This window comes from Allofournierella sp. CML151 (assembly GCF_027853465.1).
GTDB lineage: Bacteria > Bacillota > Clostridia > Oscillospirales > Ruminococcaceae > Allofournierella.
Genome location: NZ_JAPNNW010000028.1, coordinates 1 through 18,466, shown reverse-complemented (window position 1 = coordinate 18,466; position 18,466 = coordinate 1). Strand labels below are relative to the sequence as shown.

The following is an 18,466-nucleotide window of genomic DNA, read 5'->3' as shown; positions in this document are numbered from 1 at the left end:
CCCTTATCGGCGGTTTTTCCGCCTTAATGTGCTGTTTTATTCCAAAGCGCCCAGGCAGGAGTATTTACTCCCCCTTGGGAGCCGCCTTTTGGGGGGCGGCAGGCTTCCTGGCTTGTTTGGTGCCCGCAGCTGCGGTTTTTGCCGTTTTGGCTGCTGCGGCAGGTTTCTTCGCGGCAGGCTTTTGGGCCGCGGGCTTTTTTGCGGTGGTCTTCTTGGCCGCCGCTTTCTTGGGCTGCGCCTTTGCTTCCGGCACGGCCAGATACACGGTGCTCAGAGGCGGCAGCGTGAGCTGAATGCTCTGATCAAAGCCGTGCATGGGCTTTTTGCGGGTGCGCTTGGCCGGGTTGTGTACCCCGCCGCCGCCGTACTTCACATCGTCGCTGTTGAGCAGCTCCTTGTAGGTGCCGGGGTTGGGTACGCCCATCTGGTAGTCCACACGCTGGATGGGGTTGAAGTTGCAGACCACCATAATCATCTTGCCCTTGGCGTCCCGCCGCAGGAAGGCGATCACCGACTGCTGGTTGTCATCCGGCACAATCCACTGGAAGCCCTCCCAGCTGTAATCCACTTCCCACAATTCGGGATGCTCGGTGTAGAAATGGTTCAGATCCCGCACATAGGCCTCCATCTGGCGGTGGCTGTCGTATTCCAGCAGCATCCAATCCAGACCCTTGGCCTCGTTCCACTCGCTGAACTGGGCGAATTCCTGGCCCATGAACAGCAGCTTCTTGCCGGGGTGTGCCATCATATAGCCGTAGAAGGTGCGCAGGTTGGCGAACTTGTCCTGATACTCGCCGGGCATCTTGTTGATCAGGCTGCCCTTGCCGTGCACCACCTCATCGTGACTGATGGGCAGAACAAAATTCTCGCTGAAGGCGTAGAAGAAGCTGAAGGTCACCTTGTTGTGGTTGCCTGCGCGGAACAGTGGGTCGGTGCTCATGTAGCTGAGCATGTCGTTCATCCAGCCCATGTTCCACTTGAAGTTGAAGCCCAGGCCACCGTCCTCTGCCGGCTTGGATACCATGGGCCAGGCGGTGGATTCCTCGGCGATCATCAGCTTGTGGGGATGACGGCCCAGCACGGTGCTGTTCAGCTTGCGCAGGAAGGCAATGGCCTCCAGGTTTTCCTTGCCGCCGTGGATGTTGGCTTCCCATTCGCCGTCACGCCGGTTGTAATCCAGATACAGCATCGAGGCCACCGCGTCCACACGCAGGCCGTCGATGTGGTACTGCTCAATCCAGAACAGCGCGCTGGACACCAGGAAGCTCTCCACCTCGGGCATACCGTAGTTGAAGACCATGGTGCCCCATTCCTTGTGCTCGCCACGGCGGGGGTTGGGGTCCTCATAGCAGGGCGCCCCGTCGTACATGTACAAACCGAAGGCATCCTTCGGGAAGTGGGCGGGAACCCAGTCCATGATCACGCCGATGCCGGCCTGGTGGCACTTGTCCACAAAGTTCATGAAGTCCTTGGGGGTGCCGTAACGGCTGGTGGGGGCGAAATAGCCGGTCACCTGATAGCCCCAGCTGCCGTCGAAGGGATGCTCGGTCACCGGCAGCAGCTCCACATGGGTGTAGCCCATGTACTGTAAGTACGGAATGAGCTGATCAGCCAGCTCGGAGTAGTTATAGGGGTCGCCGTTTTCCTTTACCTTCCAGCTGCCGGCATGCAGCTCGTAGATGTTCATGGGGCCGTTGATGGGGTCCGTCTTCTTCTGTTTGGCCTCCCACTCACCGTCCTGCCACTGGTAGCCCTCCAGGTTGTACACCTTGCTGCCGTTGGACGGCCGGGTCTCCGCATGGAAAGCGTACGGGTCCGCCTTGAACAGCAGCTCATCGCCCTGGGTGGTAATGCAGTACTTGTACACATCGTACTCCTGGATGCCCGGAACGAACGCCTCCCAGATGCCGCTGTCCTCCAGCTGCTGCATGGGATGGCTGCCCGGCACCCAGCTGTTGAAATCGCCGACGATGCACACCGCCTTCGCGTGGGGGGCCCAGGTGCGGAACACGACCCCCTCCCGGTCTCCCTGCCGTTCCATGTGGGCGCCGAAGAACCGGTAAGCCTCAAAATTGTTGCCCTGCTTAAACAAATATACGGGCAACTCCGCATGTTTATGTTCTTTCTTCACGCCTGTCTCCCTCCCTGGGGCTTTTTGCCCCAATACATTACCTTTATCATACCATTTTTAAGATATTTTTCAAGTATTTTATGTCATATAGTGCTAAAAAAGCTTTTTTCTTTTTTTTGCTTTTAGAAAGTTTGCACAATGCTTTTTCCACTTAGTTGGGCAAAGCGGCGGATTTTTCGAACGCTTTCGGTTTTGGGTTTTTCCTACTTTTTTACTGCCATTTTATACATTCTTTACCGCCCGAAAAAGGCAGATTTCCACCACGCACAATCGTGTTTTACGTATGGACATTTTTCTACTTTGGAACATGTTTTTCTTTCAGTATACAGGATATTTTTCCTGCTGTACACGCAGAACTGTAAAATGTGCGTTAATTCCAATATTTTTACTATGGTTTTTAACAAAAGGAACCCCCGTACCGGCAATTCCGGTACGGGGGTTCCTTTGTTTGGTAATTTTGTCGGTCAGCAGACGCGGCTCAGCGGGCCAGGATCTCGTCGATCAGCTGATCCACCATCATCAGGCAGCGGGGCAGATGGAAGGGGCCCTTGAAGGTGGAGCCCTTGCAGGCAGGCTCGGTGGGCTTGCCGTCGCGGCGCAGGTAGCCGTACCAATCGCCGTACTCGGGATCGCTGAACACCTTCTTGCAGTACTCCAGGGTCTCGTCGAAGATCTTCAGGTACTTCTCGTCCTGGGTGTCGCGGTAGATCATCATGCTGGCGATGAGCAGCTCGTTGTGAGGCCACCACAGCTTCATGTCATGCTCGTAAGCCTCCGGGGGCAGGCCCTTGCAGTCGATGAAGTACAGCAGGCCGCCGTACTCCTTGTCCCAGCCGCCTTCGTAGGCATAGTCGAACAGGGTCTGAGCCTTCTTGCGCAGCTCCTCGTCGCCGGTGTGCTTGGCCTGCTCCATCACAAACCAGCTGCACTCGATGTCGTGGCCGGGGTTGACCACGCGGCCGGCGGTGTAGTCCATCTGCAGCTCGCCGTTCATGCCAACGGTCTCCAGGGTGCACTTCAGTTCGGGCTTGAAGTGATACTTGAAGATGGTCTCGCAGCACTCCTTGGCGCGGGCTTCATACAGCGCGTTGTTCTCGGGGTCGCAGCGGCGCATCACAGCGGTGATGTTCAGGTAGATCATGGGATCGGCCAGAGCACGGCCGGTGCGGGTCTCGGGAATGGTCTTGGGGCCCATACCGGTGGGGTCCTTGATCAGGCCGTTGTTCAGCTGATAGATCAGCTCGTAGGCGCGGCGGGCACGCTCGATGCACTCCTTCTCACCGGTCACGCCGTAGTACTCGGCGTTGGCGATGGCGTAGAAGCCCTCGGAGAAGCAGTAACGGCGCTGACGCAGGGGCTTGCCGTCGGCGGTCACGGTGAAGTACATACGGTCACCGGCTTCCCGGTTGATGCAGTATTTCTCCATGAAGTCCAGGCAGCTCTTGGCAGCATCCAGCCACTCCTGCTTCTTGCCATACACATGGCACAGGTAGGAGAAGGTCCAGGCGCAGCGGCCCTGGAACCAGACGCTCTTATCGGTGCTGAACAGCTTGCCGGTGCGGTCCAGGCAGGTGTAAACGCCGCCATGCTCGTGGTCCATGCCGTTCTTCAGCCAGAAGTTTACGCTGCGCTCCAGCTCCTCGCGAACCCACTTCTGATACTCTTTCAATTGCTCTGCATGCTTATCCATAATAATCACAACTCCTTGTGCGAAGCGGCTTAAAAGGGCCGCTTATTAAAATCTCTGAAAGCCCGGGCCCTGCCAGCGCAGGGTCCGGGCTGAATGTTCCGTTCCGATCAGCAGAACTTGGCAATGGCCTCGTCGATCATCTTGGCGCACTTCTTGACCTGGTCCATATCCTCGGGGAACAGGTTGGGCAGAGGCTTGCGAACGCCGCCGATGTCCAGATTCTCGCGGATGCGCAGGATCTCCTTCATCACAGCGTACAGGTTGCCCTTGCAGGCGCACATGGCGTAGATGATGGCGTCGATGGCGTACTGAACCTCGGCAGCTTCCTTGACCTTGCCGGCCTTCAGCAGCTCGTCAGCCTTCAGCAGCAGCTCGGGCATTACAGCGTAGGTGCCGCCGATGCCGCCGTCAGCGCCCATGGCGCGGCCGGAGATGAACTGCTCGTCGGGACCGTTGAATACAACGAAGTCCGGGCCGCCTTCCATCTTGAACATCTGGATGTCCTGTACGGGCATGCTGCTGTTCTTCACAGCGGCAACGCGGGGATTCTTGCGCATCTCGCGGAACAGGGGCATGGTCAGGGCCACGCCGGCCAGCTGCGGGATGTTGTAGATCACGAAATCGGTGTTGGGAGCGGCGGAGGAAATGTCGTTCCAGTACTGAGCGATGGCGTGCTCGGGCAGCTTGAAGTAGATGGGAGGAATGGAGGCGATGGCATCAACGCCCAGGCTCTCGGCATGAGCAGCCAGCTCCATGCTGTCGGCGGTGTTGTTGCAGGCCACGTGGGCGATCACGGTCAGCTTGCCCTTGGCCTCGCTCATCACAGCCTCCAGGGTCTGCTTGCGCTCTTCCTTGCTCTGGTAAATGCACTCGCCGGAGGAACCGCAAACGTATACGCCCTTAACGCCCTTCTTGATGAAGTAGCGGGTCAGCTCTTTGGTGCGCTCAACGCTGATGTTGCCCTCGTCGTCGTAGCAAGCGTAAAACGCGGGAATAATGCCCTGGTACTTGGAAATGTCTTTCATGTTTTTCCTCTCCTTTTTTGGAAATACACCTTAAAAATTTGTCCGCAAGGACTTTCGTCAACACCGCGCCATTCACGGCGAACGCCTCAGGCGGCGCATCACACCAAAACTTTCCGGCGTGCTTCACCACCTGGAATTGCACGGCATTGCCTTATTTAAACTGCGGTTCAGGCCCGCACTTTAAACACAGCTTTTTGTACATGTGCCTCGCCGTTCAGCTGCACCTTCACCATATGGACGTCTTCGGGGAAAACCACCAGTACGTCGCCGGGGTGCATGGTGAACCAGGTCTCCACCGGGCCTTCGTAGCCGATGAAATCGGTGGCCTCGTCCCGGGTGGTGGCCGTCAGGCGGGAGGCATCGGTCACGCCGATCTTCTCCTCACCGCTGAGCAGCACGTGGATGTCGGCGTACTGGGCATGTCCCTCCCAGGCAGCCTTGTCCAGCGGCAGCGTGTCGTAATCAAAACGGTTGATGTAAACGTTGTCGCCGTCCACATCGTTGCGGCCGAACTGCAACTGGCTCAGATCGGCCGTTTTCAGATAACGGATGGCGGTATCCAGCGCGTCACTCACGCCCAGATAACGCTCCATCTGCTGGCAATTGGTATAAATCATTGTACTTCAGACCTCTTTTCTGCAAGGTTCTGTTCAAAGGCAGCCTGGGCAGCACCGTTCTGCATCCGCACCAGGATGCGTTTTTCCAGCGCCGGGTCCCGGTCCGGGTAATCCGCCCGGTAGTGGGAGCCGCGGCTCTCGGTACGCATCTGCTGAGCGCTCAGAATCGCCCGGGCCAGATGCAGCTGAGCCCACAGGCGGCGGCTGGCTGCGATTTGCGCCGCGTCGCTGCCGCCGGTAAATTCACAGCCCTCGGTCAGCTGGTCCAGGCACTCAATGCCCCGGGCCAGCGCTTCGCCGCTGCGCACCACCATACCGCATTCGCTCATCACATCCTGCATCCGGCGGCGCCGCTCGGCCTGGTCCGGAATGATCCGGGCTTCGAATTCCACCGGCCCGGCCGCTTCGGGCACAGGCTGCGCTGCCGCAAAGGCCGCTGCGCTCTCGCCTGCTTTTCTGCCGAACACCAGGCCGTTGGCGGTGGAAAGTCCGCCGATCCGGTCCGCGCCATGCATACCGCCGGTCACCTCGCCGCAGGCAAACAGCCCGGGGACTCCGGTAAACCCGCCGGCATCAATGCGCACACCGCCGTTTGCCGCATGGGCAAAGGGCGCAATCTGCACCGGGTCATCCATGGTCAGATGCTTTTTCTCCCAGAGCCAGTCGAAGTAGGTACGCACGAATTCCGGCGTATTCTGCCGGATCTCGGGGCCGTAGGTCACGGTAACCCCCTGCTCCGGCGCGGCTTGGGCGGCCTTCACCATGGCCAGATCCACCCGTTTGGAGACAAGGCGGCTGGTGAAGGGGCCGTGGGTGGACCGGCACTCCAGAAGGGCCTGCCGGTCCGGTTCGTTCTCCAGAATATCCCTTCCGTCCGGTCCTGTCAAGCGGGTATAGCGGAAGGTCTTTTCGTTGAAGATGGTTTTGCGGCAGGGGCTCAGGTAGCCGGGCATCATCTGCATGAACTCCAGGTTCACCAGCTCGGCCCCGGCCTCCAGCGCCAGCCATTGGCCGGTACCCGCCACGTCGTCGGTGGTGAGCCGGTCCCGGAACAGGCCGCCGTAGCCGCCGGTGGCCAGCACCAGCGCGCCGCACTGAACAGCAGCCAGCTCCCCTTTTTGGCAGATCACCGCACCGCTCACCCGCTCGCCGGTTTTGATCAGCTGCAGCAGCTCGCAGCCGGGCAGCTGCTCCACACCGGATTCCTCCATTTTACGGGAGAACACCTGGCGCATGCTGTCGAACAGCAGGCCGTTCCAGCTGCGGTGCTTGCGGTCAAAGCAAGGGATGAAATCCTTTTGATTCTGGTCGGCGGCGGCTTTCAGCTGAACGCCCATGGCCTTCACGCCCTCAATGGCCGGGCCAATGCCCGCCACAAAGGCACGGACCATGGTCTCGTCCGCCATGCCGCAGCCCACCTCCAGGATGCTCTGAACCAGATCCTCCTGGTCGGCTTCGTTTTCCGGCCCGATCAGCCCGAGGCCCCAGGTTCCAGGGTAGAAGCTGGAACCGGAGAACACCGGGCCGCTGCTGGCCAGAATCACCGAACGGCCGGCCCCCGCCGCAGCAAGGGCCGCCATGATCCCGGCAATGCCTGAGCCGGCCACCAGCACGTCACAGTGCTTTGTATACTCCAGCCGCATATCAGGCCTTCGCCGCCTCTTTGTCATACAGATGGCAGGCGACCATATGGCCCTCTGCGCCGTGGTGTACCATGGCGGGGTCCACGGTCTTGCAGATCTCCATGCACTTGGGGCAGCGGTTGTGGAAGGCACAGCCGCTGGGCTTGTGGATGGGGCTGGGTACCTCGCCCTCCAGCACCTGACGCTTCTTGGTCTTGTGGATGTCAGGCACAGGAATGGCGCTCAGCAGCGCCTGGGTGTAGGGATGCAGGGGCTCGTCGTACAGCGCGCGGCTGTCGGCGATCTCCACGATCTTGCCCAGGTACATAACCACGATACGGTCGGACATGTACTGCACAACGCTCAGGTCGTGGGCAATGAACAGGTAGGTCAGGTTCATTTCCTTCTGGATGTCCTTCATCAGGTTCAGAACCTGCGCCTGAATGGACACGTCCAGCGCGGAAACGGGCTCGTCACACACCAGAACTTCGGGCATAACCTCCAGCGCACGGGCAATGCACAGACGCTGGCGCTGGCCGCCGGAGAACTCGTGGGGATAACGCATCAGGTAGTCGGGCTGGATGTTAACCATCTTCAGCACCTTCTGCATCACGGCCTCACGGTCTGCCTCGTTCTTCACGCCGTGAACCTTCAGGGGCTCCTCAAAGGAGGTGTAGATCTTCTTCTGGGGGTTCAGGGCCGAATAGGGGTCCTGGAACACCATCTGCACCTTGCGGCGGAACTGGAACATTTCCTCCTTGTTGAACTTGGTCACGTCCTTAAACTCGCCGCCGTAGTTGAACAGCACCTTGCCGCCGGTGGGCTTCTCCAGCATCATAATGGTCTTGCCGAAGGTGGACTTGCCGCAGCCGGACTCGCCCACGATGCCCAGGGTCTCGCCCTTGTACACTTCCAGGCTCACGTCGTCCACGGCCTTCACATGGCCCACGACCTTCTTGAAGGCGCCCTTGGTGATGGGGAACCAGGTCTTCAGGTTTTCAATCTTAAAGATAACTTCACGATTTTCGCTCATGATCAGTCCACCTCCGGGAAGTTCTTATACTTCAAGCAGCGAACCCGGTGGCCGGGGCTGATCTCGAAGGTCGGGATATCCTTTTCACGGCAGGCGGCGGTGCATTCGGGGCAGCGGTCCGCGAACTCACAGCCGGGCTTCAGGTTGGCCGGGTTGGGAGTGGAGCCGGGAATGGTCTCCAGCTTCTGGCCGTCGGCCAGGCCCAGCACGGGCACGCTGCGCAGCAGCGCCTTGGTGTAGGGGTGGGAGGTGCGGTCGAACACGTCCTCCAGGCTGCCGAATTCCACCACGCGGCCCATGTACATGACGCAGACCTCATCGGCCATCTCGGCCACCAGGCCCATGTTATGGGTGATCAGCACGATGGACTTGCCTTCCTTCACCTGCAGATCCTTGAGCAGTTCCATGATCTGCGCCTGGATGGTAACGTCCAGCGCGGTGGTGGGCTCGTCGCAGATGATCAGCTCCGGGTTGCAGATCATGGCGATGGCAATCACCACGCGCTGCTTCATGCCGCCGGAGAACTGATGGGGGTAGTTGTCGATGCGCTCCTCGGGATCAGGAATGCCCAGCTTGCGGAACATCTCCAGAACCTTCACACGGGCTTCCTTCTTCTTCATGCCGGTGTGCTGGATCAGGCCCTCAGCCACCTGGTCACCCACCTTGTAAACGGGGTTCAGGCTGGACATGGGGTCCTGGAACACCATGGACATATCCGGGCCGCGCAGGGCGCGCATCTCAGGGCCGTTGGGGTCCTTGATCTTTTCCAGATGATACTCGGTCACCTTGCCGTCCCGCAGGGCGTTGTACTGGATGTTGTCCGCCTCGACCCGGGCATTCTTGCCCAGGAAACGCATGATGGAGTTCATGGTCACGCTCTTGCCGCAGCCGGACTCACCCACAACCGCCAGCGCGGTGCCGCGCTTTAACTGGAAGGAAACGTTCTTTACGATCCGGATCTCCTTGCGGTCGGAAATAAAGGTGGTATTCAGATTTTTTACGTCTAAGATGATCTCTTTTGTATCCATACTGCCGCCTCCTTACTGCTGTTTCGGGTCCAGAACGTCCCGCAGGCCGTCGCCGAAGAAGTTGATGGCCAGAACGAACAGGCTGATGGCGAGACCGGGGAATACCCAGATCCACCACTGGTTGGTAACCACGGAAACAGACTTTGCAGCGTTCAGGATGTTGCCCCAGGTGGGGGTGCTGTCGGCAACGCCCAGGCCGATGAAGCTCAGGGAGGCCTCCTGCAGAATGAAGAACGCCACGTTGGTGGTGGTGGAAACGATGATGGGGCTCATCACGTTGGGCAGGATCTGCTTGAACATGATGTTGCTGCGCTTCATGCCAAAAGCCTCGCAGACCTTAACGTAGGTCTCGTTCTTCAGGCTCATGAACTCGTTGCGCACCATACGGAAGGTGGTCATCCAGCCGGTGACCACGAAGATGAACAGCAGGTTGCCCAGGCCGCGCTGGTTGAGGATGGCCACCAGCATCATGACCAGAACCAGCTGGGGGAAAGCCTGGAAGATCTCGGAAATACGCACGATCACAGCGTCCACCCAGCCGCCGAAGTAACCGGCGATGGCGCCCAGCGCCGCGCCGATCACGCTGCTGAGCACGGCGCAGAACACGCCGATCAGGATGGAATAGCAGCCGCCGATCAGCACACGGGCCAGCAGGTCACGGCCGATGGTGTCGGTGCCGAAGATGTGGCCTGCCTCGGGAGCGGCTTTCATGTTGGTCAGGTCGGGGGTGGCGTAGTCCACGCCCATAATGGCGCCGATGATGCAGGCCAGGGTCATGATTACCACGACCACCAGACCAAACACAGCCAGCTTGTTGTTCAAAAACTTGCGGACATTCTTTTTCAGCAAAGAGGAGGCCGCGCTTTTGTTTTGTTCCTTGATGCTTGCTGCCGCATTGGGATTGCTCATATTCTACTCCTCCTCTCGCTTATTCGCCCAGCCGCACACGCGGATCCATAATGGCGTTCAGCACGTCCACCATGAAGGAGCACACCAGCATGGTGGCGGCGATGATCAGGGTGGTCACCATAACCACGTTGTAGTCGTTGGCAACAATGGCGTTGGTCATGGTCATACCGATGCCGGGGTAGGAGAACACGCTCTCAACAACCACGGAACCGCCGATCAGGGTGGGAATACGGAACATCAGGATAACCAGAACGGGCTTCATGGCATTGCGGAAGCCGTGCTTTAAGTAAACCTTCCACTCGGGGATGCCCTTGCTGCGGGCGGTCTTGATGTAGTCGCTGTTCAGCACGTCCAGCATGGTGTTGCGGGCGTAACGCATCAGAACCGCCACCATGCCGATGGTCAGGGTGGCCACAGGCAGGAACAGATGCATGAAGGCGTCCACAAAAGCGTTGGTGGCATCCGGGCTGACACGGTTCGCCGCCGGGAAGATGCCCAGCTTGATGGAGAAGATCTGGATCAGGATGATGCCCACCAGGAACTGGGGAACCGCCTGGCCCAGAACCGCCAGAACACGGCCGATGTAGTCGATGATGCCGTTCTGACGGATGGCGGAAATGATACCGATGCCGATGCCGATGATGGCGGACAGCACCAGAGAGTAGCCGGCCAGCTCCAGAGTGTAGGGCATACGGACGGCCAGGGTGCTGGCAATGGAGGTACCGTCGGTGATGGAATAGCCGAAGTCACCGTGCAGCATATTGCCCAGCCAGTTGAAATACTGAACAATCAGGGGGTCGTTCAGGCCCAGCTCTTCACGCAGCTGCTCCACCACCTCGGGGCTGGCGGAAAGCTGTTCCGGGCTGAGCATGAAGTTGATGGGGTCGATGCCAGTCGCCTGCAGGCCGAAGAACACGATCAGACTGATGACAAGCAGCATCGGGATCATCAGAAGAAGTTTTTTGAGAATGAACTTTAGCATGTTCTCACTCCAATCTCGGTGATTGTAACACAAATGGGGCGGAGCACAGGCCCGTCAGAAGAGGCCTGCCGAAAAGGAAAGGGAGAGACGAAAGGCAAAGGCCAATGTCTCTCCCTTTCCAGCAATCACATTATGCCAGGGATTGCAGCAGTATCAGCGGATCAGGCCATTTCCCAGTTGGCGAAATCCAGATCGCAGCTGTACAGGGGGTTGCAGAAGGTGACGCCCTCGGGGATCTTCACGTTGCTGCTGGTGAACACATAGTTACCAACGGTGAACAGAGGAACCTTGTACAGCTTCTCCTGCTCCAGATCCTGCAGGGTCTTCAGAGCAGCATTCTTCTCTTCCTCGGTAGTGGCAGCAGAGTAGGTTGCAATGGCCTCGTCGAAGGAAGTGTCGCCGCCCCAGATTTTCTGGAACAGAGCATCGGTGCTCAGGTACTCGCTGTACCACTCATCCAGAGAGAAGGAGCTCTTGCCCTTGAAGCCGATGTCGTACTGGCGGGTGGTGAACAGATCGGTGGTACCGTCGTTGGACAGGGTGGACTCAACAGTCAGGCCAGCCTGCTCCAGGTAGTAAACGATGGTGTTGATCAGGTCGATGCTGGTCTGATCATTGTTGTAGTAGCAGATGCGGATGGGACGGCTCATGTCGTAGCCGGAAGCAGCGATGTCAGCCTTGGCCTTCTCTGTGTCGAAGGTGTAGGTGAAGCCGTTGTATGCGGGGTTGGAATCGGGCACGCCGGAGTTCAGCACGGTTGCGCTGGGATACAGGGTGGCCAGAGTGGCGCGGTCGATGGCTTCCATGATAGCCTTGCGGACCTCAACGTTCTGCATGGCCTCGTTCTGGGTGCCGTCGGTGCCTTCCATGTTAAAGATAAAGTACTTGTAGAACAGTACGTCAACCTCGTGAGAGGTGTAGTTGCTCATGCCCTGCATGGCTTCCACCAGGTCGGTGGCGTTGCCGTACAGGTAGTCGGCGTTGCCGGACTGAGCGGCGGTCAGGTAATCGTTCACGTAGGAAACGGTAACCTTCTGGATCTTGGCGGGAGTGCCCTCATAGTTGGGGTTGGGAACCATGGTGAAGTAGTTGCCCACGTTGAACTCGCCAACCATGTAGTAACCATTGGTTACGGGGTTCTGCCAGAAGGTGGTGTCGGCGTCCAGCTTCAGAACGTCCACGTTCTCCAGGCTGTGCTTGGGCAGGATGGCGAACTGGCTCAGGATCTGAGGCAGGGAGCTGTAGGGCTCGCTCAGGGTCAGGGTGATCACGTTGCCGTCGGCGCTCTTCTCAGCGATCTTCTTGAACGCGGAAGTGTAGATGGCGTTCACCTGAGTGGTCTGCAGAGCAGCGTCGATGGACCACAGCACATCGTCAGCGGTCAGGGCCTCGCCGTCGCTCCACTTCAGGCCGTCCTTCAGGGTGATGGTGTAGGTCAGGCCGTCCTCGCTGACCTCATAGCTCTCGGCCAGGTCGGGGCTCACTTCGTTCAGGGAGCTGTCCGCAATGAACAGGCTGCGGAACATCAGGTTGGTGGGCAGGGTGCGGTTGTACCAGGGGGTGGGAACCTTGTCGTCGGTGCTGCTGCCGTCGGTGGTGGACAGAATCAGCTTCAGGGTGCCGTCGCTGGCGGCAGCGGCAGTGCCGGTGCTGGCTGCGCCGCTGGTTGCGGTGGAACCGCTGGTGGTGGTGGTCGAGCCACCGCCGCAGGCTACCATGGAAAGTGCCATGGCAGCTGCGAGAACAAGTGCAAGAACTTTCTTCATGTTTTTTGCCTCCTTCAAAATTGAGAGCGCCTTCTCCAATCGTATCCTTCTCCAATCGTATTTAATATGTATGCATCAGAGCCAAGGCACTCCATTTCCCTTGGAACAAGGCGTGCAGTTCAGCACCCCTTGCTTTACTCTTATGGTACCATCTATGAAAAAAATTTTCAATTATGAAGTCCTACGAATCTACCCGAGGCAAATTTGTCATTTTGCACAAGACCGTTTCAAAAAGCCACTTTTGGGCTTTCTGCGGCCATTTTTGAGTCATGCTCTGTTATTTTTTGTTACTTTTGACGCTTCCTTTTTCTCATTTTTTCTGCTTTCCCCTTTCATCCAGTTTTCTCGAAACTTCCTCATTTTGAATCTGAAATGAAAAATTTTTTCACATTTTGGGCCCATGCCCTGACAGATTTCCATTTTTTCATCCATATTCTTCCCTGTTTTCCATTCAAGCTGGAAACAACAAAACCCGGGTGCGGCTCCGCAGTTGCGGATGCGCCCGGGTCTTGTTTTCACGAGGTCCCGATCAGACCTCGTCGTAATATTCGTTGCTCAGAATTTTGAACACAGCCTTCTTCACATGGGTGCAGGTGCCGTTGCTCAGGGTGGGCATGTGAGGCTCGCCTGCTAGGAACAAAGCAAACTTACCGCCGCCCAGATGACCCAGATCGCCCACCGGGCCATCGCCGAAGCCGATGTCTGCCGCGTCGTCAAAGCCCTTTTCATCCTGGCTGTAGCTGCTGGGAACCTCGAAGTCCTCACAGCCCTCGATATCCATCTGAAGGTCCATGTACTTGTGGTGCACCTCATAGTGCGCACCTGCCTCCGGGCGGGTATCTGCCTCCATTACATTCACGAACACCCGACTGCCGTCGATCTCGGTGCGGCCCAGGGGCAGCTCCTCCACCTTATGGGTCTCGGCCCATTCGATCACCTTGTCCAGCCCTTTGGAAAAGCCTTTGTAAGCGCTCAGATTGCTGAAATTATCATAGATCATGGTATTCTCTCCTTCCCCGGCCGCGTTTTTCCGGCAGCCGGTGCTGACAAAAAAAACCAGGTGGCGGCAGCCACCTGGTTTTGGGAAACAAACGGGTCTGAGGGATCAGCCCTTCACAGCACCCATGGTGATGCCCTGAGTGAAGTACTTCTGGAACATCAGGAACACAGCCAGGATGGGAATGGCGGCAACCGCAGCACCGGCCATGATCAGGCCGAAGTCGGTGGCCATTTCAGCCTGCAGGTTCGCGATGCCCAGCGAGATGGTCAGGCTGGTGTTCTTGGTCAGCATGATCAACTGCATGAAGTAATCGTTCCAGGCGGTGATGAAGGTGAAGATGGCCAGAGCGCCGATGCCGGGCTTGACCATGGGCAGGATGATCTGCACGAAGGTGCGGATCTCACCGGCGCCGTCGATGCGGGCAGCCTCCAGCATCTCGTTGGGGATGCCTTCGCTGAACTGCTTCATCAGGAATACGCCGAAGGGCCAGCCGACGGTGGGCAGAATCACGGCCCACAGGGTATCGTGGATGCCCAGGAAGGACATCTCCTTCAGCAGGGGGATCAGGATAACCTGCTTGGGCAGAGCCATGGCGCAAACGATCAGGCTGAAGATCACGGTGCGGCCGTAGAACTTCTTCTTGGCCAGAACGTAACCGGCCATAGCGGCGGTGATGCAGGTCAAGGCCATGGCAACCACGGCGATGAAGATGGTGTTCCACAGCCACAGCAGAGCCGGGTTGTCAAACAGCTTCTCGTAGTTGGCCAGGGTGGGGTTGGTGGGGAACCACTGGGGAGTGGGGGTGTTGATGTCCGCCGCGGTCTTCACGGAACCGGTGAAGATCCAGTACAGGGGGAACACCAGGAACACGGTCAAAATGGCAAGGATGATGCCGGAGATGACCTTGTAAGGAGTCATTTTGCCAGTCACAGTATTCATCTTCTATGCCTCCTTAGTCGTTGCCCTTGCCGGCTACCTTGAACTGCAGGGCAGACAGCAGAGCGATGATGATGGCCAGGATCACGCCCATGGCGTTGCCGTAGCCGTACTGATACAGCTTGAAGGCCTGGTAGTAGATGTAGTACATGATGGTATCGGTGGCGTGGTTGGGACCGCCGCTGGTCAGCAGCTGAATCAGAGCGAAGCACTGGAAGCTGTTGATGGTGGTGATAACCAGGATGTACAGGGTGGTGGGAGTGATCTGGGGCCACATGATCTTCCAGAAGGTCTGCAGCTTGGTGGCGCCGTCCACCTGAGCGGCCTCGGTCAGGCTGGCGTCCACGTTACCCAGAGCGGAAACGTACAGAACGATGGGCTGGCCGATGCTGGTGGTGAACAGGATCAGAATGATACACCAGATGGCGGTCTTGGGGTTGCCCAGCCAGTTCACGTTGTTGTCGATCACACCAACGCCCTTGGCCACATAGTTGATGATACCGTAGTAGTTGTTGAACATCCACTTCCACACCACGGTAACGGCCACGGTGCCGGTTACAACGGGCAGGTAGAAGATGCAGCGGAAGAAGGAGCAGGAAGCCGCCTTCATTTTATAAATGGCCGAAGCCACCCACAGAGAGAACGCGGTAACGGTGGGCACAGCCACCACCACGATCAGTGCGGTGTTCATCAAGGCCTTCCAGAAGATATCATCCTGGAACATCTTGATGTAGTTGCCAAAACCAACGAAAATGTCCTCACGGGCCATGGTGGAATCGAAGAAGCTCGTCCACAGGCACATGACCATGGGGATCAGAACAAAGCCAACGAAAACGATCAAAAACGGCAACAGGAAAAGGTAGGCCGCAATGGTCTCGCGGCGTGCCTCCGCCCGGCTGATGCCGAGGCCGGAGCGTTTGCTGGGTCCTTTTACAGGCTGCTTAGCGGCAGATGTAGTCAAATGGATCCTCTCCTCTCATCTCTCACAGGTTCCTCTAACGCCGGAACAGCGGGTGAATCATGTTCACGTCTTTTAAGAAAGAGCGCACCTCTCTTTTTGCGCATCGGGCGAAAAAGAGAGGTGCGCGTCCCTGCTCTAACGAATCAGTTGGAAGGGCTGTTCCTTAGCCGATAGCGGCGTTGGAGGTCTCAACGAACTTGTCAGCAGCAGCCTGAACGTCGCTGCCGTTGCCAACTTCCTGCAGCATGTTCCACCAAGCAGTACGCTGCTCGGTCCAGCCGCCGATCACGTTGTAGTAGTCACCCATGTTGGGCAGGAAGGTCTGGAAGGTAGCCATGCGCTCCTCGTTCTCGGTGCCGGCGTAAACATTGCCGAAGGAAGAACGAACGGGGAAGAAGCCGGTGGCCTGCACGCTGGCGGGGCCCTGAGTGGCGTCGTCGCAGATGAACTTGATGAAGGTCTTGGCAGCCTCGATCTTGGCCTCGTCGCCGTTGTTGAAGATGCCGAAGCCCCAGATACCGCCGCACAGCTCAACCTTTCCGTCATCGGTGGGGAAGTTCATGGCGTAGGGAGTGAAGGTAACCTGCTCAGCGTAGGTAGCCTCGTTGGAAGCATTCCAGCAGAAGGTCATGGCAGCAGTGCCGTTGGCGAACATCTGCAGCTCGTCGGAAGCCTGCATAGCGGGGTCGAAGGTCAGAGCCTTCTCACTGTTCAGCTTCTGCAGCAGCTCCAGAGCCTTTACGTTCTCGGCGCTGTTGGCAGTGTAAGCGGTGTGATCAGCATTGGTGTAGGTGCCGCTGTACAGGTTGTTCACCAGAGCGCGGGTGCCCTGGTCGCCGCCCTGGCCGCCGCAGTAAACGATGGCGGGGGTCATAACCTTGCCGCTGTCGCGCAGGGTCTCCAGAGCCTTCACGAAGTTATCGGTGGTCCAGGTACGGGTCTCCTGATCGATGTACTGCAGAGCGCCGGTCTCCTCGAACAGCTCGTAGTTGATGGCCATGTTGTGAGCGGTCATGCACATGGGGTACTCATAGTACTTGCCGTCGGCGCCCTTGCAGGCGTTCACAACAGCCTCGCTGGTCTGGCTGATGTCGGCGGTGGCCTCTTCGGTCCACAGGTCGCTCAGGTCAACCATCAGGCCCTTGGCGCCCCAGTTGGATACCAGACGCTCGGGACCCTCGAAGATGATATCGGGGGTGTTCTTGGCTTCGATGGCGGTGGTAACCTTATCGTCGCCGTTGGTGTAGTCCAGGTACTCCACGTTGACCTTGATGTCGGGGTACTGCTTGTTGAACTCGGCGATGAAGCCGTTCACAGTCTCCTCTTTCTGCCAGGAGCCGATGGGATAGGTCCACAGGGTGATCTCGGTGGCAGTGCCGGAAGCAGTGCTGGTACCGGTGCTCGCTGCAGTGGAACCAGAGGTAGCGGTGCTGGTGCTGGTGCTGGTGCTGCCGCCACCGCAAGCTACCATGGACAGCGCCATTGCGCCGGCCATGACAAGTGCTAACGCTTTTTTCATTGAAATTCTCCTCCTTAGGATTTTTCAGTCTGTTCGACCCGATCTTGACGCGGAAAAAACCACGTCGTCTCGCTTTACTCAAATTCTATCATTCATGAAAAATTTTTTCAATTGTGAAGTCCACCTATCTTTTCTATGAATATTCGGTGAACTTGCACAACGGAATTTTGGGTCTTTTTTCCTTGAGATTCCGTCATTTTTGCCTTATAATATAGATACTGTTGATTTTCTTTTGTAATGATTACATAAAGTTACAAAAGTTTCGCATTTTCTCCTTTCTAAAACATGTTTGAAAAATTTTTTCGCACTGTGGCAGAAAGGAGCATCTTGGGAGTGTATCACCAATGCTAGATGTTATGTATCAGATCAATACCCACTATGATCAGTTCACCCCCTCTTCCCGAAAAATCGCCGACTATCTGCGCGAGCACTGCGCCCAGGCGCAGTATCTTTCCATTTCGGGGCTGGCCAGTGAGTGCGGGGTGGCCGAAGCCACCATCTTCCGCTTCTGCAAGCAGCTGGGCTTCGGGGGATACAACGAATTTAAACTGGCACTGGCAAAATCCAGTATTCTGAACCAGCCCAACCCCTATGCAGCCTATGGCGAGCTCACCCCGGAGGACAACACCGTTGAGGCCATGTGCCGCCGGCTGTACGAGGCGAATATCCAGGCGCTGAACCAGACGCTTTCCCTGCTGGATGAGGCCGCACTCATCAAGGCGGGCGACCTGCTGGCAGGCGCGGGCAAGATCCTGGGCCTTGGCTACGGCGGCAGCATGGCCACCGTGCGGGAGGCCTGGAGCCGCTTTCTCACCGTGACCCCCAAGTTCTTCACCATTGAAGACAACCACATGCAGATCATGGCCGCCAGCCTGCTGGAGGAGAACGACGTGATTCTGTTTGTCTCCTATTCCGGCTCCACCCGAGATGCGGAGGACGTGCTCCGGCCCGCCAAGGCCCGGGGTGCCAAGATCGTGCTGATTACCCACTACGCCGACTCCCCCGCCGCCAGCATGGCGGACGTGGTGCTGCTGTGCGGCGGACACGAGCGGCCGCTGCAGACCGGCAGCATCGCGGCCAAGATGGCCATGCTGTTCGTGGTGGACATGCTGGTGAACGAGTTCTGCCGCCGGGATATGGACACCACCATGCGCAACAAGGACCTGACCGCCAACGCACTGGCCATCCGCCATCTGTAATCCTGTGTTACAAAAAAGGGCTTGCCTTCCGTGAAGAAGGCAAGCCCT

The 18,466-nt window shown here is 57.8% G+C and carries 16 protein-coding genes; 1 reads left to right on the top strand and 15 read right to left on the bottom strand.

The features are described 5' to 3' along the window. Nucleotides 1-64: 64 nt before the first annotated feature. From glgB to PH256_RS14270, 15 genes are all read right to left on the bottom strand, one after another. Nucleotides 65-2,131, bottom strand: coding sequence for a 1,4-alpha-glucan branching protein GlgB (gene glgB, locus PH256_RS14340; RefSeq protein ID WP_270914717.1), 2,067 nt, complete (start codon nt 2,129-2,131; stop codon nt 65-67). A 478-nt stretch (nt 2,132-2,609) separates the two neighbouring features. After that, nucleotides 2,610-3,821 (bottom strand): AGE family epimerase/isomerase, encoded by a 1,212-nt coding sequence (locus tag PH256_RS14335; protein WP_087183650.1) that lies wholly within the window; start codon nt 3,819-3,821, stop codon nt 2,610-2,612. Nucleotides 3,822-3,928: 107 nt separating this feature from the next. Next, nucleotides 3,929-4,846, bottom strand: coding sequence for a dihydrodipicolinate synthase family protein (locus PH256_RS14330; RefSeq protein WP_087180828.1), 918 nt, complete (start codon nt 4,844-4,846; stop codon nt 3,929-3,931). A gap of 167 nt (nt 4,847-5,013) precedes the next feature. Then, the gene (locus PH256_RS14325) at nt 5,014-5,463 is read right to left on the bottom strand and encodes a YhcH/YjgK/YiaL family protein (protein ID WP_270914716.1); all 450 of its coding nucleotides are present in this window, start codon (nt 5,461-5,463) and stop codon (nt 5,014-5,016) included. Further along, nucleotides 5,460-7,106: an FAD-binding protein gene (locus tag PH256_RS14320; RefSeq protein WP_270914715.1), complete on the bottom strand. Its 1,647-nt coding sequence runs from the start codon at nt 7,104-7,106 to the stop codon at nt 5,460-5,462. The genes PH256_RS14325 and PH256_RS14320 overlap by 4 nt, the downstream gene beginning before the upstream one ends. A gap of 1 nt (nt 7,107) precedes the next feature. Next, entirely contained in the window at nt 7,108-8,118 is a 1,011-nt protein-coding gene (locus PH256_RS14315) for an ABC transporter ATP-binding protein (RefSeq protein WP_087183653.1), read from the bottom strand. A 2-nt stretch (nt 8,119-8,120) separates the two neighbouring features. After that, complete coding sequence (locus PH256_RS14310; protein WP_087183654.1) at nt 8,121-9,146, bottom strand: ABC transporter ATP-binding protein; 1,026 nt, start codon at nt 9,144-9,146, stop codon at nt 8,121-8,123. Between the two features lie 12 nt (nt 9,147-9,158). Then, the gene (locus tag PH256_RS14305; RefSeq protein WP_270914714.1) at nt 9,159-10,055 is read right to left on the bottom strand and encodes an ABC transporter permease; all 897 of its coding nucleotides are present in this window, start codon (nt 10,053-10,055) and stop codon (nt 9,159-9,161) included. Between the two features lie 19 nt (nt 10,056-10,074). Then, complete coding sequence (locus PH256_RS14300) at nt 10,075-11,037, bottom strand: ABC transporter permease (protein WP_058963578.1); 963 nt, start codon at nt 11,035-11,037, stop codon at nt 10,075-10,077. A gap of 161 nt (nt 11,038-11,198) precedes the next feature. Next, a complete protein-coding gene (locus PH256_RS14295) occupies nt 11,199-12,803 on the bottom strand; it encodes an ABC transporter substrate-binding protein (protein WP_270914713.1) in 1,605 nt (534 codons plus the stop codon). Between the two features lie 267 nt (nt 12,804-13,070). Continuing rightward, complete coding sequence (locus PH256_RS14290; protein ID WP_270914712.1) at nt 13,071-13,235, bottom strand: hypothetical protein; 165 nt, start codon at nt 13,233-13,235, stop codon at nt 13,071-13,073. Between the two features lie 97 nt (nt 13,236-13,332). Continuing rightward, a complete protein-coding gene (locus PH256_RS14285) occupies nt 13,333-13,803 on the bottom strand; it encodes a YhcH/YjgK/YiaL family protein (protein WP_087183657.1) in 471 nt (156 codons plus the stop codon). A gap of 105 nt (nt 13,804-13,908) precedes the next feature. Further along, complete coding sequence (locus PH256_RS14280) at nt 13,909-14,742, bottom strand: carbohydrate ABC transporter permease (protein WP_058963581.1); 834 nt, start codon at nt 14,740-14,742, stop codon at nt 13,909-13,911. Between the two features lie 13 nt (nt 14,743-14,755). After that, entirely contained in the window at nt 14,756-15,700 is a 945-nt protein-coding gene (locus PH256_RS14275; RefSeq protein WP_435890108.1) for a carbohydrate ABC transporter permease, read from the bottom strand. Nucleotides 15,701-15,863: 163 nt separating this feature from the next. After that, a complete protein-coding gene (locus tag PH256_RS14270) occupies nt 15,864-17,219 on the bottom strand; it encodes an ABC transporter substrate-binding protein (RefSeq protein WP_270914711.1) in 1,356 nt (451 codons plus the stop codon). Nucleotides 17,220-17,575: 356 nt separating this feature from the next. Here PH256_RS14270 and PH256_RS14265 point away from each other — a divergent pair, with 356 nt between their 5' ends. Then, complete coding sequence (locus tag PH256_RS14265) at nt 17,576-18,418, top strand: MurR/RpiR family transcriptional regulator (RefSeq protein ID WP_270914710.1); 843 nt, start codon at nt 17,576-17,578, stop codon at nt 18,416-18,418. Nucleotides 18,419-18,466 lie beyond the last annotated feature (48 nt).

Excerpts from the sequence above, each read along its gene's own strand:
- PH256_RS14335 (WP_087183650.1), bottom strand. The coding sequence starts at position 3,821 with ATGGATAAGCATGCAGAGCAATTGAAAGAGTATCAGAAGTGGGTTCGC.
- PH256_RS14330 (WP_087180828.1), bottom strand. The coding sequence starts at position 4,846 with ATGAAAGACATTTCCAAGTACCAGGGCATTATTCCCGCGTTTTACGCT.
- PH256_RS14325 (WP_270914716.1), bottom strand. The coding sequence starts at position 5,463 with ATGATTTATACCAATTGCCAGCAGATGGAGCGTTATCTGGGCGTGAGT.
- PH256_RS14320 (WP_270914715.1), bottom strand. The coding sequence starts at position 7,106 with ATGCGGCTGGAGTATACAAAGCACTGTGACGTGCTGGTGGCCGGCTCA.
- PH256_RS14315 (WP_087183653.1), bottom strand. The coding sequence starts at position 8,118 with ATGAGCGAAAATCGTGAAGTTATCTTTAAGATTGAAAACCTGAAGACC.
- PH256_RS14310 (WP_087183654.1), bottom strand. The coding sequence starts at position 9,146 with ATGGATACAAAAGAGATCATCTTAGACGTAAAAAATCTGAATACCACC.
- PH256_RS14305 (WP_270914714.1), bottom strand. The coding sequence starts at position 10,055 with ATGAGCAATCCCAATGCGGCAGCAAGCATCAAGGAACAAAACAAAAGC.
- PH256_RS14300 (WP_058963578.1), bottom strand. The coding sequence starts at position 11,037 with ATGCTAAAGTTCATTCTCAAAAAACTTCTTCTGATGATCCCGATGCTG.
- PH256_RS14295 (WP_270914713.1), bottom strand. The coding sequence starts at position 12,803 with ATGAAGAAAGTTCTTGCACTTGTTCTCGCAGCTGCCATGGCACTTTCC.
- PH256_RS14290 (WP_270914712.1), bottom strand. The coding sequence starts at position 13,235 with ATGGATGAAAAAATGGAAATCTGTCAGGGCATGGGCCCAAAATGTGAA.
- PH256_RS14285 (WP_087183657.1), bottom strand. The coding sequence starts at position 13,803 with ATGATCTATGATAATTTCAGCAATCTGAGCGCTTACAAAGGCTTTTCC.
- PH256_RS14280 (WP_058963581.1), bottom strand. The coding sequence starts at position 14,742 with ATGAATACTGTGACTGGCAAAATGACTCCTTACAAGGTCATCTCCGGC.
- PH256_RS14270 (WP_270914711.1), bottom strand. The coding sequence starts at position 17,219 with ATGAAAAAAGCGTTAGCACTTGTCATGGCCGGCGCAATGGCGCTGTCC.
- PH256_RS14265 (WP_270914710.1), top strand. The coding sequence starts at position 17,576 with ATGTATCAGATCAATACCCACTATGATCAGTTCACCCCCTCTTCCCGA.